Origin of the sequence: Mariprofundus sp. NF (assembly GCF_013387455.1) — a bacterium.
Lineage (GTDB): Bacteria > Pseudomonadota > Zetaproteobacteria > Mariprofundales > Mariprofundaceae > Mariprofundus.
In genome coordinates this window covers 12,263-29,690 of sequence record NZ_VWNC01000009.1, presented here as the reverse complement: position 1 = coordinate 29,690, position 17,428 = coordinate 12,263, and the positions used below count along the sequence as shown (strand labels likewise).

The window sequence follows — 17,428 nt, the reverse complement described above, 5'->3', positions numbered from 1 at the left end:
GCTCCTTCTGCTGAGTTAAACTGACCGCCTAGTGAACAAGAACGGCAACAGGCAAACTGTTCACATATATCGCTCTGAGCAGTTTCATCTGAAGTGTAGCAAGTCCGCTGCCATTTGCTGGCCTGTTTTTATTAATCCAGAAGCGGGCGCAAGCAGGCTTCAAATCCATTCAAATTGGAGTAGAAGTGAGGAGAGAGGCGAATGCCGCCGGCACGATTGGCGCAGATCACACCTTTGGCCATTAGTTCACGATAGAGCGCTGCATGCCCCTCTCTGTTTAACCCTTGTTTGCGGAATGTGACAATGCCTGCAAAGCGCCCCTTCTCGGATGGAGTGATCAGCTCCAGATCAGCCTCAGCATCTAACCACGCCATCAAATGGCTGGCACGCTTTAACACACCCTTCTGCACATGATCCATACCAACCGCTTCAAAAAGCGAAAGGCTGGCATTGAGCGCATAGATACCGAGCATGTTGGGGCTGCCCGGTTCAAAGCGACGGGCCGCTTGAGCCGGAGTCCAGTCAACGGCGTCGAAATCCCCTGCCCGCTCGACCATATGCCAGCCATATTGCTGTAATTTTAATTGATCACGCGCTTCGGACCTGGAGTAGAAAACAGCCAACCCTTCCGGCCCAAGCATCCATTTATGGCCATCGGCGACCACAAAATCGGCATGGCAGGCCTGCGCATCAAATTCGATCGCTCCCAAGCTCTGAATGGCATCAACACAGAAGAGGATATTCTGATCGTGACAGAACTGGCCCAATCGAATCAGATCCATACGCAAACCCGTGCCGTATTGAACAGAACTGACAGAGAGCAGCCGTGTCTTCTCATCACACAAAGCGAGCATGGCAGCTTCCGGATCATCAACCGAGATGTCTGCCAGCCGCAGCTCAACGCCACGCTCTTTCAACGACTCCCAGACAATACGATTAGAGGGGAATTCCTGATTGCTGGTTACGATATTGTCGCCTGCCTGCCAATCCAAGCCATAGGCGATCAGGGAGAGTGCTTCGGATGTATTTTTACTCAGCGCAATATCATCGACTGAATCGGCGTTAATCAGTCGTTTAAGCCTGCCCCTAAGTTCACGCTCGACCTTCAACCACTCCAGATAACCAGCCGCACCTCGATGCATATTCTCATCGGCAAAAGCCTTAACAGCCTCAGCCGTTCTTTTTGGCCAGACCCCAACTGCGGCATGGTTAAGATAGAGAAGGTCTTTATCGAGAGGAAACTCCGCGCCGAGATTCAAATCAATCTCTGAAATTGGTAAACGAGAGCGGCCTGTCTGACTCCACGCCTTTTACCAATGCCATGGCAGCCTGCAGGTCATCGCGTTTCTTGCCGGTCACGCGCACCTGGTCACCCTGAATGGATGCCTGCACCTTCATCTTCTCTTCTTTGATCTTTTTAACAATCTTTTTGGCCAGTTCGGTACTGACACCCTGCTTGATGCTGATCTCCTGCCGTTTGCAGCCGCCGCTGGCATCCTGTGGATCACCATACTCAAGGCATGAAGGTTCCAGTTTCCGACGCACCAGTTTGGCACGCAGAAGCTCTGTCACGGTGTTGAGTTTATTGATGTCATCACCAACCACGGTGATGCCGTTATCACCCAGTTCAATGCTGGCCTTGGAGCCCTTAAAATCGTAGCGCGTGGTGATCTCCTTGACCACCTGATTCACCGCATTACTCATCTCCTGCATATCGGTTTCACTGACAATATCGAAACTTGGCATTTCTACTCCCTGACCTACAATCTGAATTGGGCTGGAAACAGCCACTATAAAAGCAAAATCATGCCCTCGGAAGCTTTGACAAGCAATGCGCCACACTTAAGATGCAGCAATCAGGAGGATTCTTTGCCGAACGCATTTAATAATGATTTTTCTGACCGGGTTTCATCGCAACAGTCAACCGGTTCGAATCGTCGTCGAAGAAACAGAAAGGGACGCTCCTTCAAGCTGCCTTCGCTGCCCTCCCTGCCAAAGCTTTCGCTGCGCCTGCCAAAACTCACTCTACCCGGAAAGATGCCATCGATGGGTAAGTTGCCTCGCATCCCCTCTCCCGGCTGGTTTCCGCTGATCGGAGCCGGTATCGGCTTTGCCGCCATTATGCTGTTTGTCAGTACAGGTGGTCAGGATGTTGATGCCAATGTCTCTCTGCCTCAGGAAGAGTGGGTTTCACCCAAGCTGCTACCTGAAGCTGGTGAGCTGATTAAAAGCACAACCACCACCCTTAAAAGCGGTGATAATGCAATCGCAGCCCTTGTTCGCCTTGGTTTTGATCACTCGACAAGTCACTTTCTGATCTCTAAAGCCAATGCGGCCTATAAACTAAAAAATATTCGTGCCGGACAAAGTTTCAAACGTGTGGATAGCAGCAGCAGCACTGATATCTACTATAATATCAGTGGCGAAAAACGTCTGCACCTGCAAAAAGAGAACAGCACCGCTGCTCAGTGGCAGGCCACGCTGGATGAACGCAACGTTTATTCCAGGACGCGTTTTGCCTCCGGCGCCATTAAAGACAGCCTCTTTGCATCGGCAGAAGCAGCAGGCATGGATCAGCGCACCACCATGAACCTTGTCGATATCTTTGCATGGGATATCGATTTTGCCCGTGACCTGCGCAACGGCGACAGTTTTCAGGTGGTCTATGAAGAGCGCTATGATGATGAGGGCAATATGCTGGAGAGCAGCATTCTGGCTGCGGAGTTCACCAATCAGGGTAATCAGTTCAAAGCCGTACGCTACGAACAGGCCAATGGAAAAATCGACTACTTTACGCCAGAAGGCAAAAGCATGCGCAAGGCTTACCTGAAAGCACCGGTCAAATTTTCACGCATCTCTTCAACCTTTAAAACCAAACGCAAACATCCGGTGCTCGGCTATACCCGTGCTCATCGCGGTGTTGATTACGCCTCACCAAGTGGCACACCGATCCACGCGATTGGTGATGGTTTTGTCACCTTTGTCGGCTGGAAAAATGGCTACGGTCGATTCATCCAGATACGGCACAACAACAGAAACCACTCCAGCGCCTACGCGCACATGCGCAGTTATGCCAGGGGCATTAAAAAGGGCATGAAAGTACGTCAGGGCAAGATTATCGGTTATGTCGGCATGTCCGGTCTGGCCACAGGCCCACATCTGCATTTTGAGTTCCGCTCCCGTGGACGGGCAGTCAACCCATTAACAGTGAAACATCCACCGGCACAACCGGTGGCAAAAACAGAGAGGCAACGCTTCCAGACACAAACCGGCCCGCTACTGGCCAGTCTGCAAGAGAACCCCGTACAGCTTGCCTGGGATTAATTGATGACAGCAACAGTGAACGCGCAACAGTGGCTTGAGAAAGCCACCGAAGTGCTGAATATTGAGATTGATGCACTGAAAACCCAGCGCGATGCACTGGATGAGAGCTTTGTGCATGCCGTTGAAACCATTCTGAATATCGAAGGCAGGCTTGTTGTTCTCGGCATGGGTAAATCAGGCATCATTGCCAAAAAGATCGCTGCTACCTTTGCCTCAACCGGTACACCTGCCTTCTTCGTGCATGCAGCAGAAGCGCAACATGGTGATCTCGGTATGATTACCGGTTCTGATGCCGTGCTGGCACTCTCGCACAGTGGTGAAACCCGAGAGGTGTGCGGTCTGCTGCCGGAGATTAAACGACGCGGTGCAAATGTAATTGCCATCACCGGTAATACGCGCTCCACGCTGGCTCAACATGCCGACACCGTACTTCATATTCCGGTCACCCGTGAAGCTTGCCCGCTCAACCTCGCCCCTACCGCATCGACCACGGCCACACTGGCCCTTGGTGATGCGCTGGCCGTAGTGATTCTCAATCAACGTGGTTTCAGAGAAGAGGATTTTGCCCGTGTGCATCCGGCAGGCAGCCTTGGCAAAAAACTGCTGCGCGTAGCTGATGTGATGCACAAGGGTGATGAGCTACCGATGGTGCAACATGATGCCAAACTTCGCGAAGCGATCATGGAGATCAGTAAACATCGACTTGGTATTACCGGCATCAGTGAAAATGGCACCCTGATCGGCTGCCTCAGTGATGGTGATCTGCGCCGTATTCTGGAGTCCGGTCATATGGATCTTGATGCGCCAGTTCGCGAACTGATGCACGCTAACCCGTCAAACATTGAGTCCGGAAAACTGGCCAGTGTGGCGCTGCATCTGATGGAGGAGCAGAAAATCATGGTGCTATTTGTTTATGAAGAGCATGCAGAGAACATCGTCGGCATTGTACATATGCATGATATTCTTCAGGGAGGTCTCTAATGGCCGGGCACAAAGGATTTGATTTTCCATTTGAGAAAGCGACCAATATCCGCATGCTTATTCTTGATGTTGATGGTGTCATGACCGATGGCTCCATCGTTATGGATAAAAATGGTGATGAGCATAAAGCATTTAATGTTCGTGATGGCCACGGTATCAAAATGATCCAGCGGGCAGGCATCCAGATCGCAATCATTACCGGCCGTAGCTCCCCCGTTGTTCAAGCCCGAGCATCCGATCTGGGTATCGAGTTTGTAATCCAGAAGTGCCTGAATAAAGCCGAGGGGTTGGCCCGACTGGAGCAGGAGTCAGGCATTGCTGCCAAACATTGCGCCATGATGGGCGATGATGTCATTGATCTGCCACCAATGTACAAATGCGGATTGAGCCTGGCACCTGCTGATGCCCACATCTCTGTTACAAATTATGCCGATTGGATTTCAGATTACCCCGGTGGCCGTGGCGCCATCCGTCAGGCTGCAGAAGCTCTGCTGATCGCTCAAAACAGCTGGGATGAGATAGTATTTAATCGTTACAACGTCTCCCCGGCAGATTGCGGCTGGTAAGCGGGCACTGATGCAGCAGAAAATATGGTCATGGATAAAGTGGGCTAGCCTTGCTGTTTCCGCAGGCAGTGTTGTGCTGGCCGTTGGTCTGATGTGGTTTGCCGGCCCGGCTGAGGTTGAAACTGTTGCAGAAACAGTTGAACGTCCGAAAACAGAGGTGGAGAGTCCACTTATTGTTGAGCGTAAAGATGGCGAAGTCATCTGGCAATTACGGGCTGAGGAAGCCAAGCAGCAACTCGATGGCATGATGCACCTGATCAATCCGGAGCTTATACTCTTCACCCAGCAGGGGCGCGAAGTGACTATCGAAGCTAAACAGGCGTGGCTTGAACCGATTCAGAGAAACATTCAATTTAATGGGCAGGTGAATGTCCAATATGAAGTATGGAAGATGCAAAGCGAGTCGTTGGTTTATAACAGCACACTGGATGAGGTTCATGTGCCTGAGAAATTTACCATAAAAGGGAAAACGATATCGGCCAGAGGAAAAGGTATGCGCTTGAATCGTAATAGCGAAAAGATCAATGTTGATCAGGGTATCTGGATTCAGGACAGTAACCCTCAGTGGCAGGGAGTTAAATAGTGATCCGAATTCTGGTAGTTGCAGCTTTATTTTTGGTATCGACACCGCTTTGGGCTGGGCCGGTAGAGATCGAATCCGACAAGATGGTTTTTATGCACAAAACCGAACGCGCGGAGTTCATTAACAGAGTTCACCTGAAACGGGATGATTTCGAACTTTATTGCGACAAACTTGTCGCCTACTATAAAGATAACCAACTGGACCATGCCGTAGCAACCGGCCATATCCGCCTGAGCCAGAAAAAGATTACTGGCAGATCTGATAAAGCGATCCTGGATCAAAAAAATAATATCCTCACACTGATTGGAAACGCCGTACTGGAGCAGCCAGGAGGTCGCATTGAAGGTGAAACCATCACTCATAATATGAACAGAGAAGAGACCTCAGTTCAGCCGGTTAAAGGCGGAAGAACACATATGACCATCGATGCAGATGAGTCAGAAAAACCCACCCTGCCCATACCGGGTGTGACAAAATGAGCACCGTACATCACCTCTCGGCCCGTGGCCTGTGCAAGAGTTACCGTAAAAAACAGGTGGTCTCTGAAGTCGATATTGATCTCTTCTCCGGTGAGTGTATCGGACTCCTTGGCCCCAACGGGGCGGGAAAAACAACCAGTTTTTACATGGTTTGCGGCCTGATTACCGCCGATAGTGGACAGGTTTCACTCGATGATCTCGATATCACCCGGCAACCGATGCATTTAAGAGCGCGCAGTGGCATCGGTTACCTGCCTCAGGAGGCGAGCATCTTCCGCAAACTCACTGTGGCTGAAAACCTGCTGGCCATCTTTGAAACGCTGAATATGCCTGATATCCAAGTTGCTGAAGAGCTGGAACATCTGCTCATTGATCTCGGTATTGAGGGGGTAAAGGATCAGAAAGCCTACACCCTCTCCGGTGGACAACGTCGCCGCACCGAAATTGCCCGGGCACTGGTGACCAAACCCCGTTTTCTTCTTCTGGATGAGCCCTTTGCCGGTGTTGACCCGATTGCCGTTGAAGATATTCAGGCCATCATTGCCGAGCTCAAAAGCAAGGGCATCGGCGTGCTGATTACCGATCATAATGTTCGCGATACACTCTCCATATGTGACCGGGCATACCTGATGAGCGCAGGCGAAATTATCGTTCATGGCACTTCTGATGAGATCATTGCCCATCCCGATGCCCGTCGTCTCTACCTTGGCGAAAGCTTTTCGATGTGATTCGGCACTCCAGTCGGAAAAACTGAGAAGAGAACCCTTTTTCGGCTAATGCTACAGATAAACCGGGCATTGCCCTTATGAGAATATCTTTTACAGTTTCAGACGTCGGAAAATTCAGGAGAGAGCAGGCGAGATGAGCAGTTCAGAAACAACAGAGGAATCAGTCATTGTCGCCCTGACCGGCGCATCCGGTTCCGCCTATGGCCTGCGACTGATTCAGCGACTGGCTCAAGCAGGGATTGTTCAGCATATTCTCCTCTCTGATGCAGCACGGGTCGTACTCAAACAGGAGATTGATCTTGAGCTTTCCAGTGATGCCGGGAACAGCGCCGTTGAACTTGCCAGACATCTCGACATCTCCGTCTCCCTGCTTCGCTGTTATGCGCTGAAAGACTGGTTTTCTCCCACAGCATCTGGCTCAGCAGGCATCAGGCGCATGGTTGTTGTGCCCTGCTCAATGGGTACACTCGCAAGGATAGCCAATGGCATTTCCGACAACCTGATTGAACGGGCTGCTGATGTGATGCTCAAGGAGCGCAGGCAGCTGATTCTGGTTCCCCGGGAAACACCGCTTTCGGCTATACATCTTGAGAATATGCTCAAGCTTTCCCGCATGGGTGTGGATATTTTGCCGGCTATGCCTGCATTTTATAATCGCCCGCAATCAATCAATGAACTGATCGACTTCCTCGTTGATCGCCTGCTCGATCATCTAAACATTGCCAACCCAACCGCAAAACAGTGGGGTGTAAACGAATGAGCAGAGTAACGATCACGGCTCTGTTATGCCTGTTCTCACTCTCCGGCTGCCTTGCTGTCTCTGCTGTCTCGGCGATTCCAGGTGCACTTCTTGAAGTGGTGGCTAACCAGTTTGTCGGTGAAGAGAAAAGCTTTCCTGCCAGCATGCGCAGATCACTGGCTGCCGTGCAGCAATCCTTGTGGGAACTGAAGCTGGATATTGATGTGCTTGAGATCCAGCCCGATGGTGGTTACGGCGTAGGTTTTGGCAATGAACGTCTGGATGGTGAGATCACATTGCGAAAACAGACATCTCAACTCACCACAGTCTATGTAAAGGTCAAAGGCTCGACGCGTGAAGAGTCTGTCGAACACGCCATTATTGAAATGATCGGCGGAAAACTGAAGAAACTGCCTGACAATGCCCGCTATAACGCCTCGAAATACAATAATCTGCGCCTCAAACCCTCCACCAGCTCAGCACGTGTCGGCTGGTTTCGACCCGGAGCCAATCTGGAAGTCACTAAAACCCAGAATAAAGATTGGTTGAAGATCAACCTCCCCTCTGGCAAAAGCGCTTATTTGAAAGGCACCATTATTAATAGCAACAGTAGCAAATCGAAAAGAAAATCTATTATGAGTCAATCGGAGTAACCCATGTCAGACAATCAGCTTCCACTGGATGATATTGCAGAAAAAATTGCCGGTGGCATTCGCATGCTCGGCGGTCTGAAACAGGGTGCTGAAGCTCAGGTGCGCAGCGTTGTCGAAAATGCGCTCTCTCAATTTGATGTGGTCACCCATGAGCGTATGCAGGTACAGGAAGCGATGCTGAACAGGGCAAAAGAGGAGTTACGCACCCTGGAAGCCAGAGTAGCTGAACTCGAAGCCCAACTGAAAAAACTGAGTCACTGAGCAGACTTTCAATTTCATCTGTGTGGCTCATAGCAACACTGCTGACTTTACAAGTTAAGGCCTCTATAGCACCAGGGTCATCTTAATTTTTCACAACATGTGAAAAACCTTTTTTTGGTCTACAATAAAAACATGCTGGCCAGATTATGTAGTGCGTCCCTGCGTGGACTTGATGCCGAAGCTGTCGATGTTGAGGTCGATCTTTCACGCGGGCTACCAAGCTGGAGTCTCGTCGGACTTCCGGAAGGCGCAGTTCGTGAGGCCCGAGATCGCATTCGCTCGGCAGTCGTCAATTCTGGATTTGAATTTCCGCTTCGTCGCATCACGGTCAACCTCTCCCCTGCCGACAGGCGTAAGGATGGCTCCCATTTTGATCTCGCCATCGCTATCGCCCTGCTCAAAGCCTCAGGCCAGATCTTTGAACAACCACAACTGCCACTGCTGGCAAGCAAACAGAATGAAACGCCAACGCAGGAGATCCCTTTCCTGATTGGTGAGCTGGCTCTGGATGGCCGCCTGAATCCGGTAAATGGTGTCCTCTCGCTGGCTCTGTTTGCTCGCAAACAAGGGTATAACGCAGTGATCCTGCCCAAGAAGAATTGTCATGAGGCAGCTGCTGTCGAAGGTTTAACTGTTTATCCCGCCGAACATCTGCTGGCTGTTGCCGAACACATCTCAGGCAAACTGCAGCTGCAATGCTCCACACTGCAAGCTGAGACGAGTGAACCTAAGGAGAAGGATCCGGACATGGCTGATATACGTGGCCAACAACAGGCGCGCAGGGCACTGGAGATTGCCGCAGCCGGAGGTCATCACCTGCTGATGAGCGGGCCACCGGGGGTAGGCAAAAGCATGCTGGCCAAACGACTACCTGGCATTCTGCCTCCATTGACCATGGAACAGTCACTGGAGGTTACCCGTATCTACAGTGTTTCGGGAGATAACTCGCGCCTGCCAATGAGCAGGCGTCCGCCTCTTCGGCAGCCGCACCACTCAGCCTCAGATGTCGCCATTATCGGCGGTGGCAGCAATCCCAAACCGGGAGAAATTTCCAAAGCCAACTACGGCATTCTCTTTCTCGATGAGCTGCCAGAGCATAAACGGGTTGTGCTCGATACACTCCGGCAACCGCTGGAAGATGGATCAGTATCGATTGCCCGCGCAGCCGACACGGTTGAATTCCCCGCCCATTTTCAGCTTATTGCCGCGATGAACCCATGCCCCTGCGGCTACCTTGGTCACCCGACCAAAGCATGCCGCTGCTCCCCTTCTCAGGTCAGACGATACATGGGGCGTATATCAGGCCCCCTGCTGGATCGTTTTGATCTGCGTATCCATGTACCACCGGTAGAACATCAGGAGTTGAGCCGAATGCAGTCTGGTGAGGACTCAGCAACGGTTGCCGCCCGTGTACTGCGTGCCCGGAATATTCAATACAGAAGGCTGGGCAGTGGCCAGGTTAATGCGCGCATGGACGCCAGTGCGATTGAAACTCACGCCAAACCTGATGAGCAAGGCAGCAGACTGATTGACCGGGCCATGAACCACTTCTCACTCTCAGCCCGCAGCTATCACCGTATCCTGAAGATTTCCCGCACCATAGCCGATCTGACAGCTTCACAAGAGGTCAACGCCACCCATGTTGCCGAAGCACTGCAATATCGCGGTGAAGAGCTTCTTGATGCCCCCTGAGGCATTGAATTCATCTCGTCCATAACAAAAAAAAGGGCCTCCGAAGAGGCCCTTTTGATTAAAATCTGATATCTGTCAGAAAATCAGTCACTCCAACTTAATGCATGGCCTGCCGGACGTGGCAGCACAGGGAATGTGACCTCCGGCTGTTTACCAGTCAGCGTTTTCAGGAACTCAACGATGTCGGCACTGTCTGCATCAGAGAGTTCGGTATCCAGCTGAGTTCTGGCCATGATACGAACTGCTTCGTCGAGTGTTTTAACCGCACCATCATGGAAGTATGGCGCAGTCAGTGCGACATTGCGCCATGACTGAACACGGAAGAGATGATCATCTTCATCCTTACCGGTGACTGACTTCACACCGGCATCGGTTCCATAGGCAAACTTCTGGAAGCTGTTATTGGTGAACAGTGGACCGGAATGGCATGAGGTACAGCCGACTTCAGCTGATTTCTGCATGCCGCGCTTGGCCGCTTCACTTATATCACCCTTGCCCTGCAGATAGAGATCAAACGGTGCATCCGGAGTAATCAGGGTGCGTTCAAAGGCTGCAATCGCTTTAGCCATATTATCATAATTCAGTGAGCCCTTACCAAATACCGACTCAAACAGCGGTGCGTAACCAGCCTCATTCAGACGGGCTACAACGGTAGCTTCACTCATGCTGGACATCTCTACCGGATTCAGTGGTGGACCTTTAGCCTGATCTTCCAGCAGTGGTGCACGGCCATCCCAGAACTGTGCTGACCAGAATGCAGCGTTGAGCACGGTTGGTGCATTACGGCCGCCACGCTGCCATTTATGACCGATGGAGAACTGCTGGTTATCAACACCACCCGTGCCCAGGTTATGGCAGGAGTTACAGGAGAAGTTACCGCTCTTGGAGAGTGCAGGTTCAAAATAGAGTTTTTTACCCAGCTCCACTTTCTCTGCGGTCTGCGGATTATCAGCCGGTACAGGAACGGACGTCGGCAGTACTCCCATACCTTCGGGAATATCTGTCGGTAGGGCTGGTGCTGCTACCGGGGCAGTCGTTGCAGCAGCGGGTGTAACTGCCGCAGTTTTTTCCTCTGTTGCATCCGAGCAAGCGACTGTTGCAAAAGAGACCATGGCCAGCAGTGCAGTCGTTATCAGTGATGATTGTCTCACGTTTTAACTCCTTTGAATGTAAATATGATGGATATCTATAAACCCTACGACTCACCTTTTTGTTGTCAATTATTACTAGTTAGTAAATAATCCTAACTATGAATGAGAGCCATTCCACATCCGACAGACAATCGCTGCTGCGCGAGCACGGCATGAAAGCAACGCCGCAGCGTCTGGCCATTGCCGAGCTGTTACTTACAAAGCCAAGTCACACAACCGCCCAACAACTCTGTGAACAGCTTAAACCCGACTTCCCATCCATATCTCAAAACACGGTCTATCTCACACTGGCAAGTTTCGAGGAGTCCGGTCTTTTGCGTCGATTCTGTGCCGATGGTAAGACGATTTTCGATAGCAATATCACCCCCCACCACCATGGTCTCTGTAGAGCATGTGGTGTTATTGAAGATGTGCCTGAAAAGAAAAAAACAGTTCGCCCAAAAGCGCTGCAGCAGTGGCATGTTGAACACCATTCATTGACCTGGACAGGTCTCTGCCCTACCTGCTCAACCGAATAATCAGCATCAGCAAGCAAGTCATGATCTCTCCAACCGCTTTAACCATCGTCTCCTATGCTATCCCCGCAACAGTGATCAGCGGCCTGACAATCATTGTCGGCAGAGAACGTCAAATCAGCTGGCAGTTATGGGAACCGGTTGTTATCACCCTGCCCTTTCTGATGGTGCTGGCCTATGTAGTGCTCACCTTTGGCAGTATTCATCAGGGTGTAATGGAGATGGAGTTTCATCCTGTTGCCGTGGCCATGATTGCCGGTATAGGTGGTTTTCTGGCCGGCTTATCCCTGTTGCCAAGAGTTATTTTCAATAAAATCGATATTCCGGGCTTAACACTCTCGGCAGCATCCGCCTTTCTGATCGGGCTTCTCTGCCTGAAAATGTTCTTCCTCATGGCTGCCTTTGCCAACCCTATGGCATTACTCTCGCCCGACTGATCTCAACAGTGGCACAAATCCTGCTCTAGTCACATCATTGTACAGCACAAGTTCAAACCACATTCGCTAAAGGGGAAGTATGAAAGAGATCATCAACCAGCTCGCCTCGCATGATCTTCTACAGGATATTGTCGAAGGCGTTCCGATTCGTATCTTCTGGAAAGATCGCGAAGGTAAGTTTCTGGGATGCAACAGTTTGGTGGCCAGGGATGCCGGGCTTACATCGCCGGATGAGTTAATCGGTAAGAGTGATTTCGATATGGCCTGGCATGAACAGGCTGAAGCCTTTCGTGCAGATGATCTTAAAGTCATGGAATCCGGCACACCCAAACTGGCCTTTGAAGAGCCACTAACCTCATCCGACGGACAAACAATCTGGCTGCGCACCTCTAAGGTACCCCTTCGTGATCACGAAAAAAACATCATCGGCATTTTAGGTGCCTATGAAGATATCACTGCTGAAAAAGAGCAACAGACAGCACTGAAAAACTCAGAAAGGGTTCTAAAAAACATCTTCAATAGCCTCCAGGATGCCTATTACTGCACCGATATTGAGGGCCGCGTGGTTATGGTTTCACCTTCAGCAGAGAAGTTAATGGCTTGTCAGCGTGGTGACTTGCTAAATAAAACCATTGCCGACTTCTACGTTCATCCCGAACAGCGAGAAAAATTCCTTGATGCACTTCGTAAGGGCGGAGGCATTGTAAACAACTTTGAGGCCCAAATCAGAAGAGTGGATGGTGAAATCATCTGGGTTTCGACCAATGCGCACTATTTTCGTGATGAACAGGGCAATGTTACGGGTGTTGAGGGCACGATAAGGGATGTCACCCAGCCTAAACAGCAGGAAGAGGAGCTGAAGCTGGCCAAGTTTGTTCTCGACCATGCCCCGCTGAATATCACCTACCTGGATTCGGATGCCCGTATCCGCTACATCAATAAAACGGGTTGTGAAACGCTCGGTTATACGCAGCAAGAGCTGCTACAGATGAGCATCCCGGATATCGATCCCCTCTTTCCGATGGCAGTGTGGGATGAGCATTGGCAAGATCTTAAACAGAACATATCTATACCTCTTGAGACAGAACATCAGCGCAAAAATGGTGAGCGTTTCCCTATCGAAGTGATCGCTAACTATATGGAGTTCGGAGACAAGGCTTATAATGTCGCTTTCGACAGGGACATCACTGACAGCAAACAGAAACAGGCGGCACTCCAGGAGAGCGAGGCGCGCTTCAGGGGCCTGTTTAATAACTCACCGGATCCCTGCTGGATCATCAACGAAGAGAACATGTTCACGCTCTGTAATCAGGCTGCCGCCGATATTCTCGGATACGATTCGATAGAGGAGCTCTCATCCATCCATCCCTCGAAGCTCTCGCCCGAGCTACAGCCGGACGGTCGCGAATCGTTTGAGAAAGCCAATGCCATGATGGCCGCCGCTCATGCCAACGGCATACATCGCTTCGAATGGGAGCACCTGCGCAAAAATGGTGAAAGCTTCCCTGTTGAAATAACCCTTGCTCAGATTGAATTTGGTGGAAAAAAACAGCTTTACTGTATCTGGCGAGACATCACCGAAAGCAGACGTCAGCAGCAGCTTCTGGAAACGAGTCAAAGGCGCTTCAGCATGCTGTTTGACTCCTCCAGTGATGGCCTGTTCATTATCGATATGCAGGGTGATTTTATCGATATCAACAGGACTGCTTATGAGCGGCTGGGTTATACAAAAGATGAGATGATGAGCATGAGGCTCACCGAACTGGATCCGCCGGAATTCGCTGCAAGGGTTCCTGAGCGTTTGGAACAGATTATAAAACATGGCATGGCTACTTTCGAAACAGCCCATTACAGAAAAGATGGCTCCATCATGCCGGTGGAGATCAATGCACGCATTATTGAGCTTGATGGTGAGCGTGTCTTTTTCAGTGTCATCCGTGATATCAGCGAGCGTAAAAAACTGGAGGAGCAGTTGCGTCAGGCCCAGAAGATGGAGGCGATCGGCACACTGGTCGGGGGTATTGCCCACGATTTCAACAATATGCTGGCTGCCATTCAGGGTAACGTCTATCTGGCGACAAAGCAGATGCAGGATCACCCTGTGGCCGCTGATAAACTGGCCAATATCGAAAAGCTCGGCGCACGGGCTGCTGATATGGTGCAACAACTTCTCACCTTTGCCCGAAAAGATAACGTGGCAATGCGTCTCTTTTCGCTCAACGGATTCATGGATGATGGATATCAACTGGCCAAAACACTGATCCCGGAAAACATTGATCACCAAACCCGAACATGCAGCCAGCAACTCTACATCAAAGGCGATGCCACCCAAATGCAGCAGGTACTGATGAATCTGTTGAATAATGCTGTCGATGCCTTGACTGAAGTCGAAAAGCCGATGATTCGATGCTCTCTGGAACCGTTTGCAGCAACGCGTTCCTTCAAGTCAAGGCATCCGGAATTGAAAGCATCTCATTTTGCATGCATTACCGTTAAAGATAATGGCCACGGCATTCCCGGTGAACTGATGGATAAGGTGTTCGAACCCTTCTTTACCACCAAAGAGATTGGTAAAGGAACCGGCCTTGGACTGGCCATGCTCTACGGTGCAGTGCAGACCCATCATGGTGCAGTAGAGATCGACAGCAGGGTTGGTAAGGGAACAACATTCCGTGTCTATCTCCCCTTAACTGAAGAGGAGCAGATAACAGAGAGCGACAACAAAAATGAGATAACGACTATCGAGGCGGGTAGAACGATCCTGCTGGTAGATGATGAGGAGAGTGTTAGAAACACAACCAGTGAGGTGTTATCAAGCATGGGCTATCGGGTATTGGAAGCTGAAAATGGTGAAGTGGCCATGCAGTTTTTCAAGGAGAATCAGGACCGCATCGATCTGATCATCACTGATGTGATCATGCCCCGGATGGGTGGTGTTGAACTCTTCAAGGCTGTGCGCCTGCTGGATGAAGCTATGCCGGTCATTCTGGTCACCGGTTACGACAAAGATCACGTGCTCGATAAAGGGATAGAGATGAAGCATGCTCTGGTGCTGAATAAACCTTTTGATTTCGATGAGCTTAACCGATCTATTCAGGCTAATATCAAATAAGCATAACTACTCTGTGGGCCAACCGACGCTGTAGGCATCACCGGAGAGTGCAAATAGGAATACCCGGCTCATAGCAAAAACAGCAGATATGCTCAGGCTGGCAATCACATTGACCAGCAATCTGGCTGCCAACGTATCGGCTTTCACAAGGTAGCGAGGCATCAGCACGAAACTACCCACCAGCCCTGCTCCGATCACCTGCATAATCCAGAAGAACTGCCATATGCCTGTGCGCTCGTATAAGGCATCGATGGAGCCGAAAAAGATATAGGCCATAGCCACGACGGTCAGCCAGGGCACAAACAGAAAGATCAGTTCAAAGGTTTGAATATTATTAAAATGGCGCCCTTTGCTGTGCACCATCGAGGCAAAGACAACCAGCATCGCTGTATAGATCAGCAGCGACTGAAATAAAGGACTCAACGACTCACATCTCTTATCACTATAACCAGCCTCTCTGTTGCATGATCAACGCCAGCGATTCGAGCAGCATATGCACATTTTCAGGCAGAAGCAAAACCAGTACTAATGCCAACAGTATGATGATCAGAGCCAGTAGAGTGATTCCGCCAAGCATCGCCAAGAGCACCTTCCAGCCGCCAATCTGGCAGTGAAAGCGCAGCCCCTTCCAGTTCAGAATCAGATTCCATAGTGCCATCACAGGCCCCAGGTACGGACCCCATGCAATGACAAAGGGTGGCCCGCTATAGGCGCAGACCTGAAACACCGCCAACAGGGAGACCGGCTTGCCGGAGAGCTTGCTTAAACTCCAGCTCAACCAGCTGCTCCACAGCAGTGATGTGGAGAGACCAATGGCCAGTGAGACCGGCAGAATAGAGATAAAGATAAGGGCGCCGATAAACATATTCGGAGCCAGACTTGATGCGATAGCGCCAAAGGTGGTGGTCATCATAATCGATGGAATGGCCAGATACATAGCCAGAAGGATGGCGCTATCTTTAAGGTTTTTCGCCTGGGGAAGGCCTGTGAACATCCTTTTCGGAAAGAAGAGCCCGACCAGAAAGATCGAAAAGAAAACTTCGGCGAGTTTATCGCGACGATAATAGGTGAACTGGGGGTTGAATCGACTACTCATGTTAAGATGAATCTACAAAGCGAAACAGTCACGCCGCTCAGTCAGCATCAGGCTGACCGCTTACCTTCTCACCCTCTTTGAGCATTAACAGCAGTGATGATGCCGTAGCCAGTGCCAGCCTGAGCTCTACTGTTCTCGGTGCCGCCAGTGCGGTGGCAATCATATTACCGACACCCATGGCAACCATCAGCCATACAAGCACAATCGGTGCATAACTTGTCTCATAGGCACTGCCTGCAAAGAGCTGAAAAAACAGTACAATCGGGATAAAGAAGAGAACGATAGTCACAACAGCCCAGCTGATCATCTTTCTGGCGCCACGGCCATCCAGTTCAGCCTCTGTCTCCTCTATCGCCTGCTCAAGTGTCTCTATGCTCATTTGATCAAATACTCCTGTTCATTAACCGGTAGTCAGATTGATATTGATATCGGGTGTCTGATGCAGGGTCGCATGGATCAGGCATGATGATGCCACACGCTCCACAGCCCTGCGTCGCTTCTCAGGCAATCCGGGCAGAACCACACCGATGGTGAACTCACCAATACGGCGTGGTGCATCTTCAGCAACACTCCAGTCGCAATCAACCTTAAGACCATCGGTATCAATACCTGCCTGCTGACAATATTTTGCAACATAGAAACCGATGCAACCAGCCAGTGAACCTGCGAAGAATTCAGGCGGTGTCATACCTAAATCTTCACCACCATTGCTCTCCGGCTGATCCATCACAACCGAATGACCACGGCAGGCGATATCAAATGCCGCTCCACTTTTAAATGTCGCTGTTAATCTTGCCATATCAATTCACCATCCAGACCTTTTATAACTGCCTTCGCCTCATCCAACAGAGAGGTAACCCTCTCTGCCAAATGATTCGGAGATCTTTACTTGCTGCAGGTATTGATACCCAGCAGTGGATAGAGCGGGCAGAATTTAATCAGTGCAGTCAGCACAAACACACTGCCGGCACCGATGGCTACTGCATTCCATGGGGAAGCTAAGCCACCCATATAACCAAAGGCGATCAGAGCCGCGCCTGCTACCAGACGGAGTACGCGATCAATTGTTCCTACATTTGCTTTCATTTTATATCTCCTGTTGTTCTTTTGA

At 50.5% G+C, this 17,428-nt stretch carries 21 protein-coding genes; 13 read left to right on the top strand and 8 right to left on the bottom strand.

Annotation, left to right across the window (positions count from 1 at the left end):
- Positions 1 to 131 precede the first annotated feature (131 nt).
- The gene (locus F3F96_RS11310; protein ID WP_176963386.1) at positions 132 to 1,259 is read right to left on the bottom strand and encodes an aminotransferase class V-fold PLP-dependent enzyme; all 1,128 of its coding nucleotides are present in this window, start codon (positions 1,257 to 1,259) and stop codon (positions 132 to 134) included.
- Position 1,260: 1 nt separating this feature from the next.
- Positions 1,261 to 1,746, bottom strand: coding sequence for a YajQ family cyclic di-GMP-binding protein (locus F3F96_RS11305; RefSeq protein WP_176963385.1), 486 nt, complete (start codon positions 1,744 to 1,746; stop codon positions 1,261 to 1,263).
- 123 nt (positions 1,747 to 1,869) lie between these two features.
- On the opposite strand from F3F96_RS11305, the gene F3F96_RS11300 reads away from it, so the two are divergent.
- From F3F96_RS11300 to F3F96_RS11255, 10 genes are all read left to right on the top strand, one after another.
- Positions 1,870 to 3,324, top strand: coding sequence for a peptidoglycan DD-metalloendopeptidase family protein (locus F3F96_RS11300; RefSeq protein WP_241697805.1), 1,455 nt, complete (start codon positions 1,870 to 1,872; stop codon positions 3,322 to 3,324).
- A gap of 3 nt (positions 3,325 to 3,327) precedes the next feature.
- Positions 3,328 to 4,305 carry an SIS domain-containing protein gene (locus F3F96_RS11295; RefSeq protein ID WP_176963384.1) on the top strand — a complete coding sequence of 326 codons (978 nt, stop codon included), beginning with the start codon at positions 3,328 to 3,330 and terminating at the stop codon, positions 4,303 to 4,305.
- The gene (locus tag F3F96_RS11290) at positions 4,305 to 4,871 is read left to right on the top strand and encodes an HAD family hydrolase (RefSeq protein ID WP_176963383.1); all 567 of its coding nucleotides are present in this window, start codon (positions 4,305 to 4,307) and stop codon (positions 4,869 to 4,871) included. Before F3F96_RS11295 ends, F3F96_RS11290 begins: the two co-directional genes overlap by 1 nt.
- 10 nt (positions 4,872 to 4,881) lie before the next feature.
- On the top strand, positions 4,882 to 5,454 hold the full coding sequence (gene lptC / locus F3F96_RS11285; RefSeq protein WP_176963382.1) for an LPS export ABC transporter periplasmic protein LptC: 573 nt from the start codon (positions 4,882 to 4,884) through the stop codon (positions 5,452 to 5,454).
- Complete coding sequence (locus tag F3F96_RS11280; RefSeq protein ID WP_370465543.1) at positions 5,454 to 5,933, top strand: LptA/OstA family protein; 480 nt, start codon at positions 5,454 to 5,456, stop codon at positions 5,931 to 5,933. The genes lptC and F3F96_RS11280 overlap by 1 nt, the downstream gene beginning before the upstream one ends.
- The gene (lptB, locus tag F3F96_RS11275; protein ID WP_176963381.1) at positions 5,930 to 6,661 is read left to right on the top strand and encodes an LPS export ABC transporter ATP-binding protein; all 732 of its coding nucleotides are present in this window, start codon (positions 5,930 to 5,932) and stop codon (positions 6,659 to 6,661) included. Before F3F96_RS11280 ends, lptB begins: the two co-directional genes overlap by 4 nt.
- 133 nt (positions 6,662 to 6,794) lie before the next feature.
- On the top strand, positions 6,795 to 7,421 hold the full coding sequence (locus tag F3F96_RS11270) for a UbiX family flavin prenyltransferase (RefSeq protein ID WP_176963380.1): 627 nt from the start codon (positions 6,795 to 6,797) through the stop codon (positions 7,419 to 7,421).
- Positions 7,418 to 8,053, top strand: a complete 636-nt coding sequence (locus F3F96_RS11265) for an SH3 domain-containing protein (protein ID WP_176963379.1) — start codon at positions 7,418 to 7,420, stop codon at positions 8,051 to 8,053. The genes F3F96_RS11270 and F3F96_RS11265 overlap by 4 nt, the downstream gene beginning before the upstream one ends.
- Positions 8,054 to 8,056: 3 nt before the next feature.
- Positions 8,057 to 8,314, top strand: a complete 258-nt coding sequence (locus F3F96_RS11260) for an accessory factor UbiK family protein (RefSeq protein ID WP_176963378.1) — start codon at positions 8,057 to 8,059, stop codon at positions 8,312 to 8,314.
- Between the two features lie 132 nt (positions 8,315 to 8,446).
- Positions 8,447 to 10,006, top strand: coding sequence for a YifB family Mg chelatase-like AAA ATPase (locus F3F96_RS11255; RefSeq protein ID WP_176963377.1), 1,560 nt, complete (start codon positions 8,447 to 8,449; stop codon positions 10,004 to 10,006).
- An 83-nt stretch (positions 10,007 to 10,089) separates the two neighbouring features.
- Here F3F96_RS11255 and F3F96_RS11250 read toward each other — a convergent pair whose 3' ends face one another.
- Entirely contained in the window at positions 10,090 to 11,157 is a 1,068-nt protein-coding gene (locus F3F96_RS11250; RefSeq protein ID WP_370465542.1) for a cytochrome-c peroxidase, read from the bottom strand.
- 98 nt (positions 11,158 to 11,255) lie between these two features.
- Here F3F96_RS11250 and F3F96_RS11245 point away from each other — a divergent pair, with 98 nt between their 5' ends.
- The 3 genes from F3F96_RS11245 to F3F96_RS11235 all read left to right on the top strand — a co-directional run bounded on the left by F3F96_RS11245 (position 11,256) and on the right by F3F96_RS11235 (position 15,221).
- Positions 11,256 to 11,675, top strand: a complete 420-nt coding sequence (locus tag F3F96_RS11245) for a Fur family transcriptional regulator (protein ID WP_176963376.1) — start codon at positions 11,256 to 11,258, stop codon at positions 11,673 to 11,675.
- 20 nt (positions 11,676 to 11,695) lie between these two features.
- The gene (locus F3F96_RS11240; RefSeq protein WP_176963375.1) at positions 11,696 to 12,109 is read left to right on the top strand and encodes a hypothetical protein; all 414 of its coding nucleotides are present in this window, start codon (positions 11,696 to 11,698) and stop codon (positions 12,107 to 12,109) included.
- A 79-nt stretch (positions 12,110 to 12,188) separates the two neighbouring features.
- Entirely contained in the window at positions 12,189 to 15,221 is a 3,033-nt protein-coding gene (locus tag F3F96_RS11235; protein WP_176963374.1) for a PAS domain S-box protein, read from the top strand.
- A 6-nt stretch (positions 15,222 to 15,227) separates the two neighbouring features.
- Here the strand turns inward: F3F96_RS11235 and F3F96_RS11230 are convergent, their stop codons facing one another.
- The 5 genes from F3F96_RS11230 to F3F96_RS11210 all read right to left on the bottom strand — a co-directional run bounded on the left by F3F96_RS11230 (position 15,228) and on the right by F3F96_RS11210 (position 17,403).
- The gene (locus F3F96_RS11230) at positions 15,228 to 15,644 is read right to left on the bottom strand and encodes a hypothetical protein (protein ID WP_176963373.1); all 417 of its coding nucleotides are present in this window, start codon (positions 15,642 to 15,644) and stop codon (positions 15,228 to 15,230) included.
- 19 nt (positions 15,645 to 15,663) lie between these two features.
- Positions 15,664 to 16,317: a hypothetical protein gene (locus F3F96_RS11225; protein ID WP_176963372.1), complete on the bottom strand. Its 654-nt coding sequence runs from the start codon at positions 16,315 to 16,317 to the stop codon at positions 15,664 to 15,666.
- A gap of 37 nt (positions 16,318 to 16,354) precedes the next feature.
- A complete protein-coding gene (locus F3F96_RS11220) occupies positions 16,355 to 16,696 on the bottom strand; it encodes a hypothetical protein (RefSeq protein ID WP_176963371.1) in 342 nt (113 codons plus the stop codon).
- Between the two features lie 21 nt (positions 16,697 to 16,717).
- Positions 16,718 to 17,116 (bottom strand): OsmC family protein, encoded by a 399-nt coding sequence (locus F3F96_RS11215; RefSeq protein ID WP_176963370.1) that lies wholly within the window; start codon positions 17,114 to 17,116, stop codon positions 16,718 to 16,720.
- A gap of 86 nt (positions 17,117 to 17,202) precedes the next feature.
- Positions 17,203 to 17,403, bottom strand: coding sequence for a DUF2892 domain-containing protein (locus F3F96_RS11210; RefSeq protein WP_176958998.1), 201 nt, complete (start codon positions 17,401 to 17,403; stop codon positions 17,203 to 17,205).
- Between the last annotated feature and the right edge of the window lie 25 nt (positions 17,404 to 17,428).

Bases quoted from the DNA above. Each gene is read 5' to 3' on its own strand.
- F3F96_RS11270 (WP_176963380.1), top strand. From the start codon at position 6,795: ATGAGCAGTTCAGAAACAACAGAGGAATCAGTCATTGTCGCCCTGACC.
- F3F96_RS11260 (WP_176963378.1), top strand. From the start codon at position 8,057: ATGTCAGACAATCAGCTTCCACTGGATGATATTGCAGAAAAAATTGCC.
- lptC (WP_176963382.1), top strand. From the start codon at position 4,882: ATGCAGCAGAAAATATGGTCATGGATAAAGTGGGCTAGCCTTGCTGTT.
- F3F96_RS11215 (WP_176963370.1), bottom strand. From the start codon at position 17,116: ATGGCAAGATTAACAGCGACATTTAAAAGTGGAGCGGCATTTGATATC.
- F3F96_RS11240 (WP_176963375.1), top strand. From the start codon at position 11,696: ATGATCTCTCCAACCGCTTTAACCATCGTCTCCTATGCTATCCCCGCA.
- F3F96_RS11265 (WP_176963379.1), top strand. From the start codon at position 7,418: ATGAGCAGAGTAACGATCACGGCTCTGTTATGCCTGTTCTCACTCTCC.
- lptB (WP_176963381.1), top strand. From the start codon at position 5,930: ATGAGCACCGTACATCACCTCTCGGCCCGTGGCCTGTGCAAGAGTTAC.
- F3F96_RS11255 (WP_176963377.1), top strand. From the start codon at position 8,447: ATGCTGGCCAGATTATGTAGTGCGTCCCTGCGTGGACTTGATGCCGAA.
- F3F96_RS11305 (WP_176963385.1), bottom strand. From the start codon at position 1,746: ATGCCAAGTTTCGATATTGTCAGTGAAACCGATATGCAGGAGATGAGT.
- F3F96_RS11295 (WP_176963384.1), top strand. From the start codon at position 3,328: ATGACAGCAACAGTGAACGCGCAACAGTGGCTTGAGAAAGCCACCGAA.
- F3F96_RS11245 (WP_176963376.1), top strand. From the start codon at position 11,256: ATGAATGAGAGCCATTCCACATCCGACAGACAATCGCTGCTGCGCGAG.
- F3F96_RS11235 (WP_176963374.1), top strand. From the start codon at position 12,189: ATGAAAGAGATCATCAACCAGCTCGCCTCGCATGATCTTCTACAGGAT.
- F3F96_RS11290 (WP_176963383.1), top strand. From the start codon at position 4,305: ATGGCCGGGCACAAAGGATTTGATTTTCCATTTGAGAAAGCGACCAAT.
- F3F96_RS11225 (WP_176963372.1), bottom strand. From the start codon at position 16,317: ATGAGTAGTCGATTCAACCCCCAGTTCACCTATTATCGTCGCGATAAA.
- F3F96_RS11210 (WP_176958998.1), bottom strand. From the start codon at position 17,403: ATGAAAGCAAATGTAGGAACAATTGATCGCGTACTCCGTCTGGTAGCA.
- F3F96_RS11220 (WP_176963371.1), bottom strand. From the start codon at position 16,696: ATGAGCATAGAGACACTTGAGCAGGCGATAGAGGAGACAGAGGCTGAA.